Here is a 20,218-nt window from a genome sequence, read left to right as displayed (position 1 = left end):
AGCCATGCGCGACAAGCGAATGACGCTCGACGAGGTCGTCGGCGAGCTGCGCAGCGGAATGACCATCGGCATCGGCGGATGGGGTTCGCGACGCAAACCGCTGGCCTTCGTGCGGGCGATTCTCAAGTCCGATATCAGGGATCTGACGGTCGTCACCTACGGCGGACCCGATCTGGGCCTGTTGTGCTCGGCGGGCAAGGTGCGAAAGGCGTACTACGGCTTCGTATCCCTGGATTCCGCGCCGTTCTACGATCCCTGGTTCGCCAAGGCGCGCACCGGCGGCGAGATCACCGTGCGCGAGATGGACGAGGGCATGGTGAAGTGCGGCCTGCAAGCGGCCGCCGCGCGACTGCCGTTCCTGCCCATTCGCGCCGGATTGGGTTCGGCCGTCGTGGATTTCTGGGAGGGCGAGCTGAAAACCGTGCAGTCCCCGTACCAGGATGCCGACGGGCGCGGCGAGACCCTCATCGCCATGCCCGCGCTGAATCTGGATGCCGCCTTCGTGCACCTGGATCTGGGTGACAAGCACGGCAATGCCGCCTACACCGGCGTGGATCCGTACTTCGACGATCTGTACGCGCTCGCCGCCGAGCGGCGGTACCTGTCGGTGGATCGACTGGTCGAGACCGACGAGCTGGTGAAAGCCGTTCCACAGCAGGCGATCATCCTCAATCGCATGATGGTCGACGGCGTGGTCGAGGCGCCGGGCGGCGCGCACTTCACCTTCTCCGGCAGCTACGGCCGGGACGAGAGGTTCCAGCGCCACTATGTGGCGGCCGCCGAGACGCCCGAATCGTGGGCGGAGTTCAAGGCCCGTTATCTGGACGTGCCCGAGGACGAATACCAGGCCGCCGTCCGCGCTTTCGCCGAGGAGCAGCAGCAATGAGCGACACCCAGACCATTACCAGGGCCGAGATCTGCGTCGTCGCGGCCGCCGAGATCTTCCGGGGCGCGGGCGAGATCATGGCCAGCCCCATGTCCACCATCACCACCATCGGAGCGCGACTGGCGCGCCTGACCTTCGAGCCGGACCTGCTGCTGTCCGATGGCGAAGCGCTGTTCTTCGCCGAGGTTCCGGCCATCGGCGGCAAGGCGCCGATCGAGGGCTGGATTCCGTTCTCCAAGGTGTTCGACGTGGTCGCCTCCGGCCGCCGGCATGTCGTCATGGGCGCGAATCAGCTGGACCGCTATGGCAATCAGAACCTCTCGGCCTTCGGCCCGCTGCAGCGGCCGACCCGGCAGATGTTCGGCGTGCGCGGCGCGCCCGGCAATACCATCAACCACGCCACCAGTTACTTCGTGCCCAAGCACACCAAGCGGGTGTTCTGCGAGAACGTCGACATCGTCTCCGGAATCGGTTACGACAAGGTCGATCCGGAGAATCCCGCGTTCCGCTTCCACCACCTGCACCGGGTGGTCTCGAACCTGGGCGTCTTCGACTTCGGCGGGCCGGAGCACACCCTGCGCGCGCTGTCGCTGCATCCCGGCGTGACCGCGGACGAGGTCGCCGAGAACACCTCCTTCGAGATCGCCGGGCTCGCCGCGGCGGGCGAGACCCGGCTGCCCACCGAGGAAGAGCTGCGGATCATTCGAACCGTGCTGGACCCCAAGGGCTTCCGGGAGAAGGAGGTGACGGCATGACACCGCGGCTGAAGACCCCGCTGACCGAGCTGGTCGGCATCGAGCATCCCATCGTGCAGACCGGCATGGGCTGGGTCGCCGGTCCGAGCCTGGTATCGGCCACGGCGAATGCCGGCGGGCTCGGCATTCTCGCCTCGGCGACCATGACCTTCGCCGAGCTGGAAGCCGCGATCGCGAAAACCAGATCGCAGACCGGCAAACCGTTCGGCGTGAACATCCGCGCCGACGCCACCGATGCGCCGGAGCGGATCGAACTGCTCATCCGAGAAGGGGTGAAGGTCGCCTCGTTCGCGCTGGCGCCGAAGCGGGAGCTCATCGCCCGGCTGAAAGACGCGGGCGTCGTGGTGATTCCATCCATCGGCGCGGCCAAGCACGCGGTCAAGGTGGCGTCCTGGGGCGCGGACGCGGTCATCGTGCAGGGCGGTGAAGGCGGCGGCCACACCGGTCCGGTCGCCACCACGCTGCTGCTGCCCTCGGTCCTCGATGCGGTCGACATCCCGGTCGTCGCCGGTGGCGGCTTCTTCGACGGGCGCGGTCTGGCCGCGGCGCTGTCCTACGGCGCGGCGGGCGTGGCAATGGGCACTCGCTTCCTGCTCACTCGGGAAAGCAGTGTGCCGGACTCGGTCAAACAGGAGTATCTGCGGCGCGGCCTGCAGGACACCGTGGTCTCCACCAAGGTCGACGGGATGCCGCACCGGGTGCTCAACACCGAGCTGGTGCAGAAGCTGGAACACTCGGGCAAGGCGCGCGGATTCCTCGCGGCGGCCGGTAACGCCATGAGGTTCAAGGGCATGACCGGCATGAAGTGGTCGACCATCGTCAAGGACGGCCTCGCCATGCGCAAGCACAAGGATCTCACCTGGTCGCAGGTGATCATGGCGGCCAATACGCCGATGCTGCTCAAAGCCGGCCTGGTGGAAGGGAACACCCAGGCGGGCGTGCTCGCCGCCGGGCAGGTCACGGGCATCATCGAGGACCTCCCCACGGTCCAGGAACTCGTCGACCGCATCATGACCGACGCGGTGGCGCGAATCGACAGCCTGTCGACATACCGCGTCTCCGACGCCGCCACCGCCTGAATCACCCCCATACTGCGCGGCCGACACAATCGGCCGCGCACTTCGGATCCGGATGACACCGGATCCTTTGCGCGGCAACAGCCGTTCGGTCGCGCACGGACCGTCCCCGGTACCTCTCGCCCGGGGACGGTCTTCGCGTCTTCGGGCACGGCGAAATCGGAGTGCCCCGGAGCCGGGCGGCTGCCACCATGGGTCGATGGGGAATGTGCTGATTGTCGGGGATTTCCACGGGAACACCAGTCATGCGCTGGCGATGGTGCAGGTCGCGGTGCGGGAGAACTGTGCGCGCATGTTCTCGGTGGGAGATTTCGGGGCGTGGGAGCACATGCCGTCGGGGCGGCGGTACTTCGACGTGGTGAATCGGGCGGCCAAGAAGGCCGGGGTGACGGTGTACTTCCTGGACGGGAATCACGACAAGTCCTCGCTGCTGCACGAGATGTACGACGAGCGGCGGGATGGGGAGGGGTTTCTGGTGTGCCGGAAGTTCGTGCGGTACGCGCCGCGGGGGCATCGGTGGACCTGGGAGGGGACGCGGTTCGCGGCTTTCGGCGGGGCGCGGTCGACGGACAAGGGGTGGCGGCTGGCGCGGGAGGCGCGCAAGGAGGAGCAGGCCGCGCGGCGGCGGGGGTACGGGTCCTCGCGGCGGCCGATGACGGCGGGGACGCTGTGGTTTCCGGAGGAGGAGATGACCGATGCGGAGCTGGACGCGCTGCTGATCGCGGACAGTGCCCCGGTCGACGTGCTGCTCACCCACGACAAGCCGCGGGCCACCGAGCCGAAGTTCAACCGCAAGGACCGGCCGGAATGCTTCCCGAACCAGGATCGGATCCAGCTGGTGGTCGAGACGCTGCAGCCGAGCCTGCACTTCCACGGTCACCTGCATTTCCGCTATACCGAGACCATTGCCTGCGGGGATGGGCGGTGGACGCGAGTGGAGGGCCTGGGCGCGGATCCGGACGCCTCCAGCCATCCGGGCTATCGGGCCGAGCAGTCCTGGACGGTGCTGCAACTTCCTTGTGCCACCACGGAATTGGCGGAATCCCGCGCCGGGTGAGCGCCGGCTCACACCGTGCACGCTGGGCGGATGTCCACTGACCTTGCATACATAGTGATGTGTGCATATGATCGCCTGCGGTTGCACGAAGGGAGAACACGGTGGGTGCAGGACACGCGCACGGTCACGATCACGGGCATTCGCACGGCCACGGCCATACGCACGGCGCCACGGCCGACAGCGATAAGCGCTGGCTGGCCGGAGCCCTCGCGCTGATCGTCGTCTTCATGGCGGGCGAGGTGGTCGTCGGCGTCATCTCCGGCTCCCTGGCCCTGCTCTCCGACGCCGCGCACATGCTCACCGACGCGGCCTCCATCGTGCTGGCGCTGTGGGCCATCCGCCTGGCCGCCCGCCCGGCCGCGGGCCGCATGACCTTCGGCTGGAAGCGGGTGGAGATCCTCTCCGCCTTCGCCAATGGCGCGACCCTGTTGCTGCTGGCCGCCTGGCTCACCTACGAGGCCGTCCGCCGACTATTCGAGCCGCCCGAGGTCACCGGCGGCCTGGTGCTGGTCACCGCCCTGATCGGCGTGGTGGTCAATCTCATCGCCACCCTCATGATCAATCGCGCCAACCGCACCAGCCTCAATGTGGAGGGCGCCTACCAGCACATTCTCAATGACCTCTACGGCTTCATCGCCACCGCGGTCGCCGGTGCGGTCATCATGCTCACCGGCTTCGTGCAGGCGGACGTCATCGCCACCATGATCGTGGTGGCCCTCATGGTGAAGGCCGGCGTCGACCTGGTCCGCGCCTCCACCCGGATCTTCCTGGAGGCCGCGCCCGAGGGCCTGGATCCGGTCGCCATCGGCACGGCCATGGCCGCCCGCGAGCACGTGGTGGAGGTGCACGATCTGCACATCTGGGAGATCACCTCCGGCTCCCCCGCGCTGTCGGCGCACGTCCTGGTCGAGCCCGGCAGCGACTGCCACGCGGTCCGGGAAGACCTGGCGCACTTCCTCGCCCACGACTTCCACATCGACCACGCCACCCTGCAGGTCGATCACGCCACGCCCGGCGTGCTGGCACTGGGCCGCGAGACCTCCTCGCACTGCGAGCAGTCCCACGGCCCCTCGCACACCGCGACCGGTTACGCCGAATCCCGCGGCTGACGGTTCAGCGGTCGGACTTGGGCTCGGACGGTTCGTCGTAGGACGAGGTGCCCTCGTCCAGCAGCGGCTCCTCCACCTTGAAGTGCGCCGGGGCGAACAGCCGCAGCACGTGGTAGCCGGTAATGACCACCAGCGTGCCCAGCGCGATACCGCTGAGGGTGAAGTTCTCGGTGAACTCGATGCTCACATTGCCGATGCCGATGATCAGGCCGGCCGCGGCCGGGACCAGATTCAGCGGATTGCGCAGATCGACCTTGGCATTGGTCCAGATCTGCGCGCCGAGCAGGCCGATCATGCCGTAGAGGATGACGGTGATGCCGCCCAGCACGCCGCCGGGAATGGCCGCCACCACCGCGCCGAACTTCGGGCACAGGCCGAACAGCAGCGCGAACAGGGCCGCGGCCCAATAGGCGGCGGTGGAGTAGACGCGGGTGGCCGCCATGACGCCGATGTTCTCGGAGTAGGTGGTGTTGGGCGGGCCGCCCACCGCGGTGGAGAGCATGGAGGCGGCGCCGTCGGCCGCGATGGCGGTGCCGAGCTTGTCGTCGAGATTGCGGCCGGTCATCTCGCCGACCGCCTTGACATGGCCGGCGTTCTCGGCGACCAGCGCGATCACCACGGGCAGCGCCACCAGGATGGCCGACCATTCGAAGGCCGGGGCGTGGAAATCGGGCAGCCCGATCCAATTCGCCTGGGACACACCGGAGAGGTCGAGCCGCCAGTGGTCGCTCACCGCGCCGCTGCCGTCGGCCGAGTGGATCTTGCCGAAGACCCGGTCCAGTACCCAGGACAGGCCGTAACCGAAGACCAGGCCGAGGAAGATCGCGATGCGCGAGAAGAATCCGCGCAGCGCGACCACCGCCAGACCGGTGAACAGCATGACGAACAGCGCCGTCCACTGGTCCTGCGGCCAGTAGGTGGAGGCGGTCACCGGGGCCAGATTGAAGCCGATCAGCATGACCACCGCACCGGTCACCACCGGCGGCATGGCGGCGTGAATGATGCGCGCTCCGAACCGCTGCACGGCCAGGCCGACCAGGAACAGCGCCAGCCCGACCACCAGGCAGGCGCCGGTGACCGCGGCGCTGCCGCCGCCCTGGGCGCGGATCACCGCCGCCACGCCGACGAACGACAGCGAGCAGCCCAGGTAGCTCGGCACCCGGCCCTTGGTGGCCAGCAGGAATACCGCCGTGGCGACACCGGACATCATGATCGCCAGATTGGGATCCAGACCCATGAGGACCGGCGCCACGAAGCTGGCCCCGAACATGGCCACCACATGCTGGGCGCCCAGCCCGAAGGTGCGCGGCCAGGACAGCCGCTCATCGGGCTTCACCACCGCGCCCGGCGCGGGAGTTCGCCCGTCGCCGTGCAGAGTCCAGCGCACGCCGAGGTCCATAGTGTCGTCGCTTTCTACCAGGTCGGATAATCCCCGACATCGTAGGCGAGCAACCGTTCGGTTTATCACCGCACCGAGGGCGCGGCGCGCTGTGCTCGATTCGACGATCCGCCTACATCCCCAGTCGCCGCCGCACCTCCGGCGGCAGCGCGTACGGATTCTCGTAGCCGGGATCATCATCGGGATCGGTCACCGGCCGCGCCGCCACGCTCCCGGCGCGGTCCTGCGACCCGGCCCGATCGCCGATGGCGGCCCCGGCCCGATCGCCAGCGGCCCCGGTCCGATCGCCAGTGGTGCCCTCGGCCGCGAGGAACCGCCGCATCGCCTCCGCCACGGCGGGATCATCCGTTAATTCCCGTCGTAACTCCCCCGCGCGTTCGCGCGCCTGCCGCAGCGCCTTCTCGTGCGCGAACAGAATCGCCTGCGCCACAGCCGGGTCCGGCAATTCCAGCTCGGTGATCCGCCCGTCGGCCGCCACCTCGATCCGCACCCCGCCCACGCGCGCGCCGCCCCGCACCCGATCGACGGCCTCCTGCACCCGCCGGGCCTTGCGCCCGATCTCCTCGAACCGTCCCCGCACCGGCATAGCCCATTGATAGTCCGGCGTCGCGCTTCTCACGGCCGGATTCCCGGCATCCGCTCACTCCGTCGTGATCCGCACCTGCTGCATCATGTCGTGGTCGGCGTGGTCGAGGTTGTGGCAGTGCCAGACATAGCCGCGGATCTGCTCGTGCCCCGAGAGATGGTCCGCGCCATGGGTTCCCGACGGCGCGATGGCCTCGGCCCCGGCGGGCACGGGAATGGCGGCGTCCGGATCGAAGCCGAGTTCCTCCACCGACGGCCAGCGCACCAGGACGCGGGTAATGGTGTCGGTCGGGCATTCGACGGTGTCCTTCCAGCCGAGTTCCCAAGGCGGAGGCAGTTGTTCGGGCCCCAGGGCGTGGGCGTCGGCGGGCGGCGCCCAGCGGATGCCGAAGGCCGGCGGGTAGTTGGCCAGCCAGTAGGCGAAGGTGAGGATGGGCTGGCGGCTGATCACCCGCATCCGGGCCAGGTGGATGTGGATGGGGTGATCGAAGGGCGTGCAGTTGACGATGTCCCAGCGTTCGGTGGTGCCCGCCCGGGCCATATCGATATCGGAGCTGAGGAACGGCAGGTTGTTGAGCGACATCATGGTCGGGAAGACCGCCGCCGAACGGGAATCGTCATTGAGGCCCATGAGGGTCATGACGCGGACGGATTCCGGCGAGTAGATCGGTTCGAGCGCCTCCGGCAGCCCGTCGCGGCCGCGCAGCACCGGCGGCACGACGGCCGGCGGTCCGGTCCCGGAGACGGTGAAGCGCATGATGTTCCGGAGTTCGGGGACCATGAAGATGGTATTGCCGAGGTCATTGAGCGCGGTATTGATCAGCTCGACCGCCGTGCCGTCGGGCAGCCCGCTGAAATCCACCAGCAGGTCCACGCGTTCACCGGGACTCACGCGAATCGAGGTCGTGGGCACGGGGGCGTCGAGCAGGCCCAGATCGCCGCCGATGGCGAAGAAGGGCATGCCATTGGAGAACTCGAAAATGTAGGGCCGGGAGTTGGACCCGTTCAGCAGCCGGAACCGGTACAGGGTGCGGCGGACGCCGAGCCACGGCCAGACCATGCCATTGACGCAGGCCACGTCGCCCAGCTGGCCGGATTGGTTGTAGCCCTCCGGAATATAGACCCCGACCATGGGCTGGATGCTGCCGTCGGCATTGAAGGTGCGGTCCTGGACGATGAGCGGGATCTCGAACTCGCCGCTGGGCAGGCCGAGCGGGTTGTCCGCGGCGCCGGTGTCGAATTCATCGCGCACGTAGTACATTCCGGCCAGCCCGGCCTGAATATTGAGCCGGGTGATGCCCATGGCGTGGTCGTGGTACCAGAGCGTCGCCGCCTCTTGCCGATTGGTGTACGTGAAACTCGGTCGGCCGCCGTTGCGCCAGCCGATGAGCGGATGCCCGTCGGCGTCGGGCGCGTTCGCGCCGCCGTGCAGGTGCACGGTGAAGCGGGGATCGGTGCGGTCGAGGTCGGTCACGCCGTGCATGGTCACGTCGACGTGCGAGGGCAGCACATGCTCGCCGAGCCGTTGCGGAAAGGCGATGCGCGCCACCCGATCTCTCCTGGCCTCCAGATTCGGGCCGAGCACCGGGCGGGAGAATCCCCAGCTGCGGATTTCCGGCAGGTCCCGGTGGTAGCGGTGAATATCGGCGGTGGCGGCCAATTCCCCGGCGGCCGGGATGGTTTCGGGGATGGGCAGGGCATCGACGAACGGCTGCAGCGGCGGGGAGTGATAGTTCAGCGGGGTGAGGGGCGGCGGCGGCAGCGGCGGGATCGGAATCGGCGGGGGCGGCAGGGGAACGGGATCGGCCCCCGCGGTGGCGGTGACGCCGAGCCCGAGAATTCCGAGAGCCCCCAGGAGGAACCCCCGTCTGGGCAGGTTCGCGTTCATGATCAGTTGATTCTCTCCCCTGAATACTCACGGCATCCGGGGCAGCGCTTTTTCGTTATTCAACTGGTCTATCGGATGGGGCTAAAACGGCATTACGGACACAAAATGATGGCGGCCGCGCACCGGAAATCGGTGCGCGGACCGCATATCAGCTGTGGCTCAGACGATTTCAGCCGAGCCGCTCGATAATCGTGACATTGGCGGTGCCGCCGCCCTCACAGATGGTGAGCAGACCGTAGCGGCCGTTGACCCGTTCCAGCTCGTGCAGCAGCGAGGCGAACAGCTTGGCGCCGGTCGCGCCCAGCGGATGGCCCAGCGCGATGGCGCCGCCATTGACGTTCACCCGCTCCGGATCCGCGCCGGTGTCCTTGATCCAGGCCAGCACCACCGAGGCGAATGCCTCGTTGATCTCGATGACGTCCATATCGCCGATGGTGAGACCGGTCTTCTCGAGCGCCCACTTGGTGGCCGGAATCGGCGCGGTGAGCATGAGGATCGGATCCGCGCCGCGCGCGCTCACGTGATGGATGCGCGCCCGCGGAGTCAGCCCGTACTCCTGGACCGCCCACTCCGAGGCGAGCAGCGTGGCGGCGGAACCGTCGGAGATCTGGCTGGCCACCGCGGCCGTGATCCGACTGCCCTTCGCGAGCGGCTCGAGTCCCGCCATCTTCTCCATGCTGGTCTCGCGCGGCGTCTCGTCGATCCAGAAGTCGCGCACCGGCACGATCTCGTTCTCGAACTTGCCCTCGACAATGGCCTTGCGGGCGCGCTCATTGCTGCGCAGCGCCCACTGCTCCATGTCGACGCGGCTGATATCCCACTTCTCGGCGATCATGTGGGCCGAATTGAACTGCGACACTTCACCGGTGCCGTAGCGGTGATCCCAGCCGTCGGCGCCGACGAACGGCGCGTCGAAACCGTACTGCCGGCCCGCCAGCATGGCCGCCGAGATCGGGATGGCGCTCATGTTCTGCACGCCGCCGGCCACGATCACCTCGGCGGTGCCGGACATGATGGCCTGCGCGCCGAAGGTGATGGCCTGCTGCGAGGAACCGCACTGCCGGTCCACGGTCACGCCCGGCACCGACTCCGGATAGCCGGCCGCCAGCCACGCGGTGCGGGCGATATTGCCGGCCTGCGGGCCGATGGTGTCACAGCAGCCGAACACCACATCGTCGACGGCGGTGGGGTCGATCTTGTTGCGGCCCAGCAGTCCGCGCAGCGCCGCCGCGCCCAGATCGGCCGGATGCACATCGGCGAGCGAGCCGCCGCGCTTGCCGACCGGAGTGCGCACGGCGTCGATCACGTACGCCTCCCGCATCGGCGAATACTGGCGGCGGGACGGTGCGGACATGGGAAGCTCCTACTGCTTGGGGTTTCAGGGGCGAAGCCCCCGAGGGTCACGAGAGTTGTCATCTGCTCGACGGGTTGGTGAGCCCGTCGAGCACGATGGTGAGGTATTGCTTGGCCAGGCTGTCGACGGTGATGCGGCCGCCGGGCTGATACCAGCGCACCGAGACCCACACGGTGTCGCGCAGGAATCGGTAGGCCAGTTCGATGTCCATCTCGGGGCGGAAGCTGCCGTCGGCGACGCCCTGGGTGAGCACCCGGTGCCACAGCTCCCGGAACTCCTTGTTGTAGTCGTCGATGTAGCCGAACCGCGGTGTGCCGCTGAGGCGTTTGGCCTCGGCCTGGTAGATGGCCACGGCCGCATGCCAGTGATCGAAGGATTCGTAGGACGCGGTCACCAGTGCTTCGAGCGTGTCGCGGGCGCTGAGCCCGGCGGCGACGATCTCGCGGTAGCGTCCGAAGAGGTCGTCGAGGAAGCCGCGGAGGATTTCGTCCACCATGGCTTCCTTGGAATCGAAGTGGTGGTAGAGACTCCCCGATAGAATCCCCGCCGCATCGGCGATATCGCGAACCGTGGTGGCGCGCAGTCCGCGCTCGGCGAACAGAGTGGCGGCCAAGCCGAGCAGCTCGCTACGGCGAGCCGAGCCGGGGTCGCGCTTTTCTGGTGGGGTCACCGCCCCAATATACAACCAAGCATTTGCTTGGTCGAGCCTGGCTCAACTCTCGGGACTCTCAGGGGCTTCGCCCCCGAACCCCCAACTACCCTCGGGGCTCCGCCCCTGACCCCAACTGCACTCGGGACTCCGGCCCTGGCCCCCACTGCACTCGAGGCTCCGGCCCTGGCCCCAACCACACTCGAGGCTCCGACCCTGGCCCCCACTGCACTCGAGGCTCCGACCCTGGCCCCAACCACACTCGAGGCTCCGACCCTGGCCCCAACCACCTCCGGGGCTCCGGCCCTGGCCCACGGTCGCTCGGGCCCACGAGCGTCGCGCAAGATCAGCGGATCGAGTAGCGCAGGGGCGAGGACATCGACAGGTCTGCGAGTAGGCGGTCACAGATGACCACGGGGGAGATTCCGGCTCTGGCCATGCGGGCCACCAGGGCGAGGCGGCGTTCCGGGCTGTCCCATTCGACGGTGAGGGGTTCGCGGCCCGGCCCGGCGTCGACGGTTGCCATGGCGCGGGGGAGGCCGCCGTCCTGGGTGGGGATTTCGCTGATCTTGAGGACCATGCCGCGCTGCCATGCCCGATATGTCTCCATATCTGCTCCAACCACCAATTTGTCCGTGGCGGCGCACAATCCCTGGGCTATGCCGTCGGCGAAGGCGGTGTGGTCGAAGCGGAGGCGGCGGCATTGGCGAACCACTTCCAGGAGGTCGGCGCGTACCTCGCAGAGCAGGGCCGTCTGTTTGCGGCGGCGCTTCTCGGTCTCGGACAGGCCTTGCAGGGATTCCCGGGCCAGGCCGATGCGACGGGCGCGTTCGCGGTCGCGGACCATGTCGCGGCGTAGCGCGGCCTTGGGGTCGCGGGAGACCTCGCCCTCGTCGACCGCGTGTTGTTCCAGGATCTGCGCGGCGCGCATGGCTGTCGCGCGCTCGGAATCGTGATCGAGCAATTCCGCACCCAGGGTCAATGCCGCCAGCACGACATTGTCGAGTCTTCGGCGCGCCAAAACGACCTCGCGCACGAGCTCGAGTTCGAGTTCCAGTTCTTCGTGGGGTTCGTGGGCTGCTTGTGTTCGGCGATCCGGACCCATGGGTCGCGCCCTTCGACTAGCGGAACCGGCCTAAACCAGGATTGCACAATGGCACCACCCGCGCGCCAGCCATTTTCCGCCTCGGCCGAAATACACACTGCCGCGCCCCCTCGGAACGCGGCAGTGAGGAAATCTGCTACTCGGTGACACGGCTTTCCACATCACCCCGAACGCAGGAATTCGGTTGCGCCGAAGCGAAATCAACGACGCAAATCCGAAATCGCGAAATCAGGCCCGCTGACTGGAAATGGAAACCACTTCACCGGTGAGGTAGGTGGTGTAGTCGCTGGCGAGCATGGCGATGGTCGCGGCCACCTCCCACGGTTCGGCGGCGCGGCCGAAGGCCTCACCGGCGGCGAGCCGGTCCAGCAGATCGCCGGAGGTGACCTTGTCGAGGAAGGCGTGCCGGGCGATGCTCGGCGCCACGGCATTGACGCGCACGCCGTATTCGGCGGCCTCCACCGCGCTGCACCGGGTCAGCGCCATGACCCCGGCCTTGGCGGCGGCGTAGTGGGCCTGCCCGTGCTGGGCGCGCCAGCCCAGGACGCTGGCATTGTTGACGATCACGCCGCCGTGACCGGCGTCGCGGAAATACTTCAGCACCGCGCGGGTGCATCGAAAGGTCCCGTTGAGGGTGATGTCGAGAACCTTGTCCCACTGCTCGTCGGTCATGTCGATCACCGGCGTCTCACCGCCGAGACCGGCATTGTTGACCATGATGTCGATGCGGCCCAGCGCCTGCGCGGCCGCGGCGACGAGCGCGTCCACCTGTTCGGTGCTGCTCACATCGCACGGCACGGAAGCGATTCGGCGGTCGGGGAATTCGGCCGTCAGCGCCTCCTCGGTCTCCTTCAGCCGGCGCTCGTGCCAGTCGGAGATCACCACATCGGCGCCCTCGGCGAGCAGGCGGCGCGCGGTGGCCGAACCGATGCCGGTGCCGGCCGCCGCGGTGACGACCGCGGTCTTGCCGGCCAGCAGGTTGTGCCCGCCGGTGATTTCAGGAGCGATGGACAGATCCGTCACGGACGAGCCTCCCGGGGTAGACCGAGCACACGCTCGGAGATGATGTTGCGCTGCACCTCGTTCGAGCCGCCGTAGATGGTGTCGGAACGGGTGAAGAGGAAAAGCCGCTGCCAGGCATTGAGATCCGCGCCCGGGGCGTCGGCGATGAGGCCGGGCGCGCCCAGCACGTCCATGGCCAGCTCACCCAGGCCGCGATGCCAGTTGGCCCACAGCAGTTTGGTGACCGACGCCTGACCGGCGGCGGTGCGGGCATCGACGGACGCGCCGTCGTGACCGGATTCGAGGGTGCGCAGCACATGTGCGCGCAGCACGCGCAGGCCGACCCAGGCGGTGTCGAAGCGCTCGGCGAGCACCGGATTCTCGAATGCGCCGTTCTTGCGCGCCACCGCTTCCAGATCGGCGAGCTCGCGCGCATAGCGGATCTGCTGCCCGACGGTGGAGATGCCGCGCTCGAAGGTGAGCGTGCCCATGGCGACCTTCCACCCGTCGCCGGGCTGCCCGACGACGAGATCGGCTGCGGTGCGGGCATTGTCGAAGAAGACCTCGTTGAATTCCGCTGTCCCGGTGAGCTGGATGATCGGGCGCACCTCGATCCCGGGCTGCTTCATGGGCACCAGCAGGTAGGACAGGCCGTGGTGACGCTGCGAACCCTTCTCGGTGCGGGCCACCACGAAGCACCAGTCGGCCAGGTGCGCCAGCGAGGTCCAGATCTTCTGGCCGGTGATCGACCATTCGTCGCCGTCCAGGTACGCCGAGGTGCTGACGGCCGCCAGATCCGAGCCGGCGCCGGGCTCGGAGTAGCCCTGGCACCACAGCTCGGTGACATTGCGAATGCCGGGCAGGAAGCGGCGCTTCTGCTCCTCGGTGCCGAAGGCCAGCACGGTCGGGCCGAGCAGTTCCTCGCCCAGATGCGAGACGCGGCTGGGCGCATCGGCCTTGGCGTACTCCTCGTGGAAGATGACCTGCTGCCGCAGGGTGGCGTCGCGGCCGCCCCATTCCCGGGGCCAGCCCAGGCAGGTGAGGCCCGCGGCGGCCAGCGCCCGATCCCATTCCAGGCGCTCGTCGAAGGCCTCGTGCTCGCGGCCCGGACCACCCAGTCCGCGGAGTTCGCGGAACTGCCCATTCAGGTTCTCGGCCAGCCATTCCCGCACTTCGGAGCGAAAGTTCGCCTCATCCGCGGCGAGCTGCACGGCATCCATGTCGCAGCTCGCTGCGGCCACCGCGGGGCTGGTCGTCCCGCTGTCCGGTTCGGGGGTCTGGATCATGCTCACCCCCGTAGAGTAACCTACCAAGCACTTGCTTTGTTAGATCCGTTCCCGGACGCTCGGAGACCCCGTGACATCCCCACCGCAGACCACCCCGCTCGCGCTGCACGATGCGGCCGCCACCTTCGGCTCGGCCCCCGCCGTCTGCGACGGTGCCGTGCGGCTGACCTGGACGCAATTGCTCGACTCGGTCCGTGAGACGGCGCGCGCGCTGCTGGCGCGGGGGGTGCGGCGCGGCGATCGGATCGGCATCTGGGCGCCCAATACCCACCACTGGGTGACGGCCGTACTGGCCACCCATTACGCGGGGGCGGTGATCGTGCCGCTGAACACCCGGTACGTGGCCGACGAGGCGGCGGACGTGCTGGCGCGGGTGAATGCCAAGGCGCTGTTCATCGCGGGAACCTTCCTGGGCCGCGATCGGCTGGGCGAACTGCGGGCGGCCGCACCGGAATTGGCCATCGACACCGTGATCGTCATGCCCGTGGAGCGGGAGGAGCCGGTCGAGAACGCCATCGCCTGGTCCGAATTGGGCAAGCTGGCCGAGGCCGTCAGCGTCGAGGACGCCGTCGCGCGCGCGGAATCGGTAGCGCCGGACGATCTTTCCGACATCCTGTTCACCTCCGGGACCACCGGGCGCAGCAAGGGCACCTTGATCGCGCACCGGCAGGCGCTCGGCGGCGCCCGCGCGTGGTCGGAGTGCGCGACCCTGAACAGCGCGGACCGCTATCTGGTGGTGCCGCCGTTCTTCCACAACTTCGGTTACAAGGCGGGCATTCTCGCGTGCCTGGTGACCGGCGCGGCCATCGTCCCGCAGGCCACCTTCGACGTGCCGGAGACCATGCGGCTGGTGCACGACGAGCGCATTACCGTGCTCACCGGGCCGCCGACCATCTACCAGACCATTCTCGAGCATCCCGCGCGGCACGAGGCCGATCTGTCCACGCTGCGGGTCGCCGTCACCGGTGCGGCGACGGTGCCGGTGGTGCTCATCGAAAGAATGCGCACCGAACTGCAATTCGATGTGGTACTCACCGCCTACGGGCTGTCGGAGTCCGGCGGTTTCGGCACCATGTGCCGGCCCGAGGATTCGGCCGAGACCATCGCCAATACCTGTGGCCGCGCCATCGGGGACTTCGAGATCAAGCTGGCCGACAATGGCGAGCTGCTCATCCGCGGATCGCAGGTGATGCTCGGCTACCTCGACGATCCGCAGGCCACCGCCGACACCATCGACCGGGACGGCTGGCTGCACACCGGCGATGTGGCCGTCATCGACGAGCGCGGCTATCTCAAGATCACCGACCGGCTCAAGGACATGTACATCTCCGGCGGGTTCAATGTGTACCCCGCCGAGGTGGAGCAGGCGCTGGCGCGGCTGGACGGCGTCGCCGAGACCGCGGTCATCGGGGTGCCGGACGAGCGCATGGGCGAGGTCGGCAAGGCGTTCGTGGTGCGCAGGCCCGGCGCCACGCTGACCACGGAAGACGTGGTGGCGCACGCCAAGACGCTGCTGGCCAACTTCAAGGTGCCGCGGTTCGTGGAGTTCCGCGACCAACTGCCCTACAGCGCCGCCGGGAAGGTGCTCAAGCGGCAACTACGTGAGGAGAAGGCGTGAGCAATCCGGGGTCCGTTCCCGATGAGGGTGAGGTTGTTCGCTACGAGAAGCGCGGGCCGATCGCGGTCGTCACGCTGAACCGGCCGGACTACCGCAATGCGCAGAACTCGGTCATGACCTACGCGCTCGACGCCGCCTTCGTGCGGGCCGTCGAGGACGCCGAGGTGAAGGTGATCGTCTTGGCCGGGGCCGGAAAGCATTTCAGCGCCGGGCACGACATCGGCACCCCGGGGCGCGACCATCACGTCGCGTACGAGAACAAGGCCGCGCTGTGGTGGGACCACACCGACCGGCCCGGCGGCGACCAGCGGTTCGCCCGGGAGACCGAGGTCTACCTGGGCATGTGCCGGCGGTGGCGGGAGATTCCCAAGCCGACCATCGCCATGGTGCAGGGCGCCTGCATCGCGGGCGCGCTCATGCTGGCCTGGTCCTGCGACATGATCGTGGCCGCCGAGGACGCCTTCTTCTCCGATCCGGTGGTGCGCATGGGCATTCCGGGCGTCGAGTACTTCGCGCACCCGTGGGTGCTGGGGCCGCGGCGGGCCAAGGAGATCCTGTTCACCGGTGAGCGCTTCACCGCGGCGCAGGCCTACGAATGGGGCATGGTCAACCGCGTCGTGCCGCGCGCCGAACTGGAGGCCCAGACCTTCGCGCTGGCCGAGAAGATCGTGGAGATGCCGCAATTCGGGCTGGCGCTGACCAAGAAGGCCGTCAACCAGTGCGAGGACCTGATGGGGATGCGCGCCGGCATGGATTCGGTGTTCGGGCTGCACCACTTCGCGCACGCCCACAATGCCGAGGTCGGCGCCGACTCTCTCGGCGGCATGAACGCCAAGTCCATGAAGGCCGCCGCGGATGCCACGGCGGGCCGCACCTCCGGCACCGAGCAGAACGGGGCGAAGTAAGTGGATCTCGAATTCGATGCCGCGACCGAGGAATTCCGCCGCGAGGTGCGCGAGTTCCTGGCGGCCAATGTGCCCGCCACTCCCCTGCCGTCCATGGACACCGCCGAGGGTTTCGAGGCGCACCGGCGATGGGAGGCCACGCTGGCCGAGGCCCGGCTGTCCTGCGTCGCCTGGCCCGCGGAGTACGGCGGGCGCGATGCGTCGCTGACGGAATGGGTGGTGTTCGAAGAGGAGTACTACGCCTCCGGAGCGCCGGGGCGGGTCTCGCAGAACGGGATCTTCCTGCTCGCGCCCACCCTGTTCGAGCACGGCTCCCCTGAGCAGCTGGCCCGTATCCTGCCGAGAATGGCGCGCGCCGAGGACATCTGGGCGCAGGCCTGGTCCGAGCCGGAGGCGGGCAGCGATCTGGCCGGGATCCGGTCCACCGCGCGGCGCACCGAGGGCGGATGGCTCCTCAATGGCCAGAAGACCTGGAGTTCCCGGGCCTCCTACGCGGATTGGGGCTTCGGCCTGTTCCGCAGCGATCCTGAGGCCGAACGGCACCGCGGCCTCACCTATCTCATGTTCCCGCTGACGGCCGAGGGCATCACCGTGCGCCCCATCCCACAGCTGGACGGCGAGCCCGGATTCGCGGAGATCTTCCTGGACAATGTGTTCGTCCCCGATCAGGACGTGATCGGCGAGCCGAACAACGGCTGGAAGGTCGCCATGGCCACCTCCAGCAATGAGCGCGGCCTGTCGCTGCGCAGTCCGGGCCGCTTCAATGCCACCGCCGCCAAGCTCATCGACCTGTGGCGCACAATGGCTTCCGAGTCCGACACCGCCGTCCGCGACCGCGTCGTCGACGCCTGGGTCGGCGCCGAGGCGTATCGCCTGAACACCTGGGCCACCGTCACCCGGCTCGCCGCAGGCGGCCAGTTGGGCGCGGAATCCTCGGTGAACAAGGTGTTCTGGTCCGACCTGGACATCGCCATGCACGAAACCGCCCTGGAAATCCACGGCGCCGCCGGCGAACAGGAATCCCCCTGGACCGACGGCTACCTGTTCTCGCTGGCCGGCCCGATCTACGCGGGCACCAACGAGATCCAGCGCAATATCATCGCCGAACGCCTGCTCGGCCTGCCGCGCTGAGACCCCCGGAGGACGACATGCGATTCGCATTGACCGCAGAACAAATCGATTTCGCCGCCAGCCTGCGCAAAATGAGCGAGGCCGCCAAGACGCCGGGCGTCGTACGCTCCTGGGGCGCAGGCGATCACGCCGCCGGACGAGCCCTGATCAACCAGCTCGCCGAGGCCGGAGCCATGGGCCTGACCATTTCCGAGGACAACGGCGGCTTCGGCGCCGGCCCCGTCGACATGATCGTGGCCTTCACCGAAATCGGCCGCTCCGCCGCACCCGGCCCCCTGGTGGAAACCGCCGCGGCGCTTCCCGCACTGCTGCAAGCCCTTCCGTATGGTGCGGCAGCCGCCGAATGGCTCCCCCAATTCGCCGAGGGCGCGAAGCTCGGCACCCTCGCCGTTTCCCCGAAGGCCGGTCTCACCACGGATGCGCGCATGGCCACCGGTGGAGCCACGGCGGGAGTGAGCGCGGTGCGGGGAGTCAGTGCACGCGCCGCCTCGGGTGAACTCGTGGCTCTCGACGCCGATGTCGCCGACCTGGTCCTGATCGCCGAGGAGGACCGCGTCGCCCTCGCGGTCACCGGCGAGCGGGCGAAGTCCATCGATGCGGCCCGCCGCCTGTTCTCCGTGAGCGCCGGCGAAGTCCTCGCCGAAGGCGAAGGCGTGGCCGAGGCCGTCGAAAAAGCTTTCGACACAGGCGCTCTCGCTGCGGCGGCACAACTGCTCGGCGCGAGCCGCGCCCTGCTCGACACCAGCGTCGACTACGTCAAGCAGCGTCACCAGTTCGGCAAGCCGATCGGTCAATATCAGGCCATCAAGCACCACCTGGCCAATGTCCTCATCGGCCTCGACATGGCCCAGCCCCTGCTCTACCGCGCCGCCCTGACCCTCCAGGACGACGCCGATGCGCAGCTCCGCGCCCGCGACGTCTCGGCAGCCAAGCTGGCCTGCGGCGAAGCGGCCTATCAAGCGGCCCGCACCGCCCTGCAGGTGCACGGCGCCATCGGCTACACCGCCGAATGCGACCTGTCCCTCTGGCTGACCAAGGTCACCGCAATCCGCTCGGCCTGGGGCACACCGGCCTTCCATCGTGCGCGGATCGCCACCGCACTCCGCGCGCCCTCCCCTGGAGCGGCCGCATGACCTCGGGGCTCACAACGAATTCCGCAGGCCCGTATGCCACGGATGCGATGCACCGGCCGCTGCCGCGCAAGCAGGCCCGGGGCCACGGCAGCCGCCGCGTGCCCACCCACGCCCCCTGGTCGGCCACGCCCCATCGGGTCGGCGATTTCCTGCCGACCGCCCGAACAGGGTGTGAACCAGCAACTTCGGGTGTGAACCAGCACGAGTCGATGGGATCGGAAGCATGAGCATCACGGGTGAGCAGCAGGAACTCGCGACGACCGTGCGCGCGGTGCTGGCCAAGCACGGCGACAGCGCCGCCATGCGTCGAGGTCTGGAAGGCGAGCGCGGTTATGACGAGCAGTTGTGGGCGCTGCTGTGCGAGCAGGTCGGCGTTGCGGCGCTTGCCATTCCGGAGGAGTTCGGCGGCGTTGGCGCGGGTCTGGTCGAATCACTGCTGGTGATTGAGGAACTCGGCCGTACACTGTCTGCTCCGCCCATGCTGGGGTCGGCCGTCCTGGGCGTACAGGCGTTGCTGCTGGCCGGAAACGCCGAGGCGAACGAGCGGCTGCTGCCCGAGGTCGCGGAAGGCGCCCGCACCCTCGCGGTGTGCTGGGCCGGGGCGCGGGGCTGGGATGCGTTCGGCGTGCGCGCTGAGAGCGGAAAGCTGTCCGGCACCGCACATTACGTGCTCGACGGCACTTACGCGGACACCCTGCTGGTGCTCACCGCGGACGGTCTGTTCGAGGTGGACGGCGGTGCCGCAGGCGTGACCCGGACGGCGGTTCCCACCATGGACCCGACGCGGCGGCTCACCACCATTACCTTCGAGTCGGCGCCCGCCACCGCGCTCGGCTCCGTCGATATCTCACGGCTGCGGGACATCGCCTGGGCCGCCGTCACCGCCGAACAGGTCGGCGCGGCGGATCGCTGCCTCGAGATGACGGTCGAGTACAGCAAGTCCCGCGTGCAGTTCGGCCGTCCCATCGGCAGTTTCCAAGCCCTCAAGCACCGCATGGCCGATATGTACGTCCAGGTGGAATCCGCGCGCTCGCTGGCCTATCTCGCGATTTCGGGCCTGGCCGAGGGCACCGCGGAAGCGATCGATATCGCCGCCGCCCGCCTGCACGCCACCACCGCGCTGAATGCCGTTGTCTCCGAAACGGTGCAGATGCACGGCGGTATCGCCATCACCTGGGAGCACGACGCGCACCTGTTCTTCAAGCGCGCGCACGGGGACGCCCGGTTGTTCGGCGCACCCGCACGCCCGCTCGCGCGCCCGGCCTAGCCGGGCGATACCC

General features: G+C 68.5%; 18 protein-coding genes. 10 read left to right on the top strand and 8 right to left on the bottom strand.

Annotation, left to right across the window (positions count from 1 at the left end; genetic code table 11):
- Positions 1-4: 4 nt before the first annotated feature.
- The 5 genes from ACYQ5L_RS03185 to ACYQ5L_RS03165 all read left to right on the top strand — a co-directional run bounded on the left by ACYQ5L_RS03185 (position 5) and on the right by ACYQ5L_RS03165 (position 4,883).
- Entirely contained in the window at positions 5-886 is an 882-nt protein-coding gene (locus tag ACYQ5L_RS03185; RefSeq protein WP_459955345.1) for a CoA transferase subunit A, read from the top strand.
- Positions 883-1,641: a CoA-transferase subunit beta gene (locus tag ACYQ5L_RS03180; RefSeq protein ID WP_459955344.1), complete on the top strand. Its 759-nt coding sequence runs from the start codon at positions 883-885 to the stop codon at positions 1,639-1,641. The genes ACYQ5L_RS03185 and ACYQ5L_RS03180 overlap by 4 nt, the downstream gene beginning before the upstream one ends.
- Entirely contained in the window at positions 1,638-2,720 is a 1,083-nt protein-coding gene (locus ACYQ5L_RS03175; protein WP_459955343.1) for an NAD(P)H-dependent flavin oxidoreductase, read from the top strand. The genes ACYQ5L_RS03180 and ACYQ5L_RS03175 overlap by 4 nt, the downstream gene beginning before the upstream one ends.
- 196 nt (positions 2,721-2,916) lie before the next feature.
- Positions 2,917-3,774, top strand: a complete 858-nt coding sequence (locus ACYQ5L_RS03170) for a metallophosphoesterase family protein (RefSeq protein WP_459955341.1) — start codon at positions 2,917-2,919, stop codon at positions 3,772-3,774.
- A gap of 101 nt (positions 3,775-3,875) precedes the next feature.
- Positions 3,876-4,883 carry a cation diffusion facilitator family transporter gene (locus ACYQ5L_RS03165; protein WP_459955339.1) on the top strand — a complete coding sequence of 336 codons (1,008 nt, stop codon included), beginning with the start codon at positions 3,876-3,878 and terminating at the stop codon, positions 4,881-4,883.
- A gap of 4 nt (positions 4,884-4,887) precedes the next feature.
- Here ACYQ5L_RS03165 and ACYQ5L_RS03160 read toward each other — a convergent pair whose 3' ends face one another.
- The 8 genes from ACYQ5L_RS03160 to ACYQ5L_RS03125 form a co-directional block, all read right to left on the bottom strand.
- Complete coding sequence (locus ACYQ5L_RS03160; protein ID WP_459955338.1) at positions 4,888-6,270, bottom strand: uracil-xanthine permease family protein; 1,383 nt, start codon at positions 6,268-6,270, stop codon at positions 4,888-4,890.
- A 124-nt stretch (positions 6,271-6,394) separates the two neighbouring features.
- Complete coding sequence (locus ACYQ5L_RS03155; RefSeq protein WP_459955336.1) at positions 6,395-6,901, bottom strand: YbaB/EbfC family nucleoid-associated protein; 507 nt, start codon at positions 6,899-6,901, stop codon at positions 6,395-6,397.
- A 21-nt stretch (positions 6,902-6,922) separates the two neighbouring features.
- Positions 6,923-8,755: a multicopper oxidase family protein gene (locus tag ACYQ5L_RS03150; RefSeq protein WP_459955335.1), complete on the bottom strand. Its 1,833-nt coding sequence runs from the start codon at positions 8,753-8,755 to the stop codon at positions 6,923-6,925.
- A 169-nt stretch (positions 8,756-8,924) separates the two neighbouring features.
- Positions 8,925-10,076, bottom strand: a complete 1,152-nt coding sequence (locus ACYQ5L_RS03145) for an acetyl-CoA C-acetyltransferase (protein WP_459963309.1) — start codon at positions 10,074-10,076, stop codon at positions 8,925-8,927.
- A gap of 91 nt (positions 10,077-10,167) precedes the next feature.
- Positions 10,168-10,779 (bottom strand): TetR/AcrR family transcriptional regulator, encoded by a 612-nt coding sequence (locus ACYQ5L_RS03140; RefSeq protein ID WP_459955334.1) that lies wholly within the window; start codon positions 10,777-10,779, stop codon positions 10,168-10,170.
- A 325-nt stretch (positions 10,780-11,104) separates the two neighbouring features.
- Positions 11,105-11,863, bottom strand: coding sequence for a hypothetical protein (locus tag ACYQ5L_RS03135; protein WP_459955333.1), 759 nt, complete (start codon positions 11,861-11,863; stop codon positions 11,105-11,107).
- Positions 11,864-12,091: 228 nt separating this feature from the next.
- A complete protein-coding gene (locus ACYQ5L_RS03130; protein ID WP_459955332.1) occupies positions 12,092-12,886 on the bottom strand; it encodes an SDR family oxidoreductase in 795 nt (264 codons plus the stop codon).
- On the bottom strand, positions 12,883-14,085 hold the full coding sequence (locus tag ACYQ5L_RS03125) for an acyl-CoA dehydrogenase family protein (protein WP_459963308.1): 1,203 nt from the start codon (positions 14,083-14,085) through the stop codon (positions 12,883-12,885). Before ACYQ5L_RS03125 ends, ACYQ5L_RS03130 begins: the two co-directional genes overlap by 4 nt.
- Before the next feature lie 136 nt (positions 14,086-14,221).
- Here ACYQ5L_RS03125 and ACYQ5L_RS03120 point away from each other — a divergent pair, with 136 nt between their 5' ends.
- The 5 genes from ACYQ5L_RS03120 (at position 14,222) to ACYQ5L_RS03100 (ending at position 20,205) form a co-directional block, all read left to right on the top strand.
- Positions 14,222-15,769: a FadD3 family acyl-CoA ligase gene (locus tag ACYQ5L_RS03120; protein ID WP_459955331.1), complete on the top strand. Its 1,548-nt coding sequence runs from the start codon at positions 14,222-14,224 to the stop codon at positions 15,767-15,769.
- Complete coding sequence (locus ACYQ5L_RS03115) at positions 15,766-16,674, top strand: enoyl-CoA hydratase (protein ID WP_459955329.1); 909 nt, start codon at positions 15,766-15,768, stop codon at positions 16,672-16,674. The genes ACYQ5L_RS03120 and ACYQ5L_RS03115 overlap by 4 nt, the downstream gene beginning before the upstream one ends.
- On the top strand, positions 16,675-17,805 hold the full coding sequence (locus ACYQ5L_RS03110) for an acyl-CoA dehydrogenase family protein (RefSeq protein WP_459955327.1): 1,131 nt from the start codon (positions 16,675-16,677) through the stop codon (positions 17,803-17,805).
- 17 nt (positions 17,806-17,822) lie between these two features.
- Complete coding sequence (locus tag ACYQ5L_RS03105) at positions 17,823-18,938, top strand: acyl-CoA dehydrogenase family protein (protein ID WP_459955325.1); 1,116 nt, start codon at positions 17,823-17,825, stop codon at positions 18,936-18,938.
- Between the two features lie 223 nt (positions 18,939-19,161).
- On the top strand, positions 19,162-20,205 hold the full coding sequence (locus tag ACYQ5L_RS03100) for an acyl-CoA dehydrogenase family protein (protein WP_459955323.1): 1,044 nt from the start codon (positions 19,162-19,164) through the stop codon (positions 20,203-20,205).
- Positions 20,206-20,218 lie beyond the last annotated feature (13 nt).

Source organism: Nocardia sp. IFM 10818 (assembly GCF_054655275.1).
The sequence above is the reverse complement of the archived record's forward strand: the minus strand, read 5'-3'. Positions and strand labels throughout refer to the sequence as shown.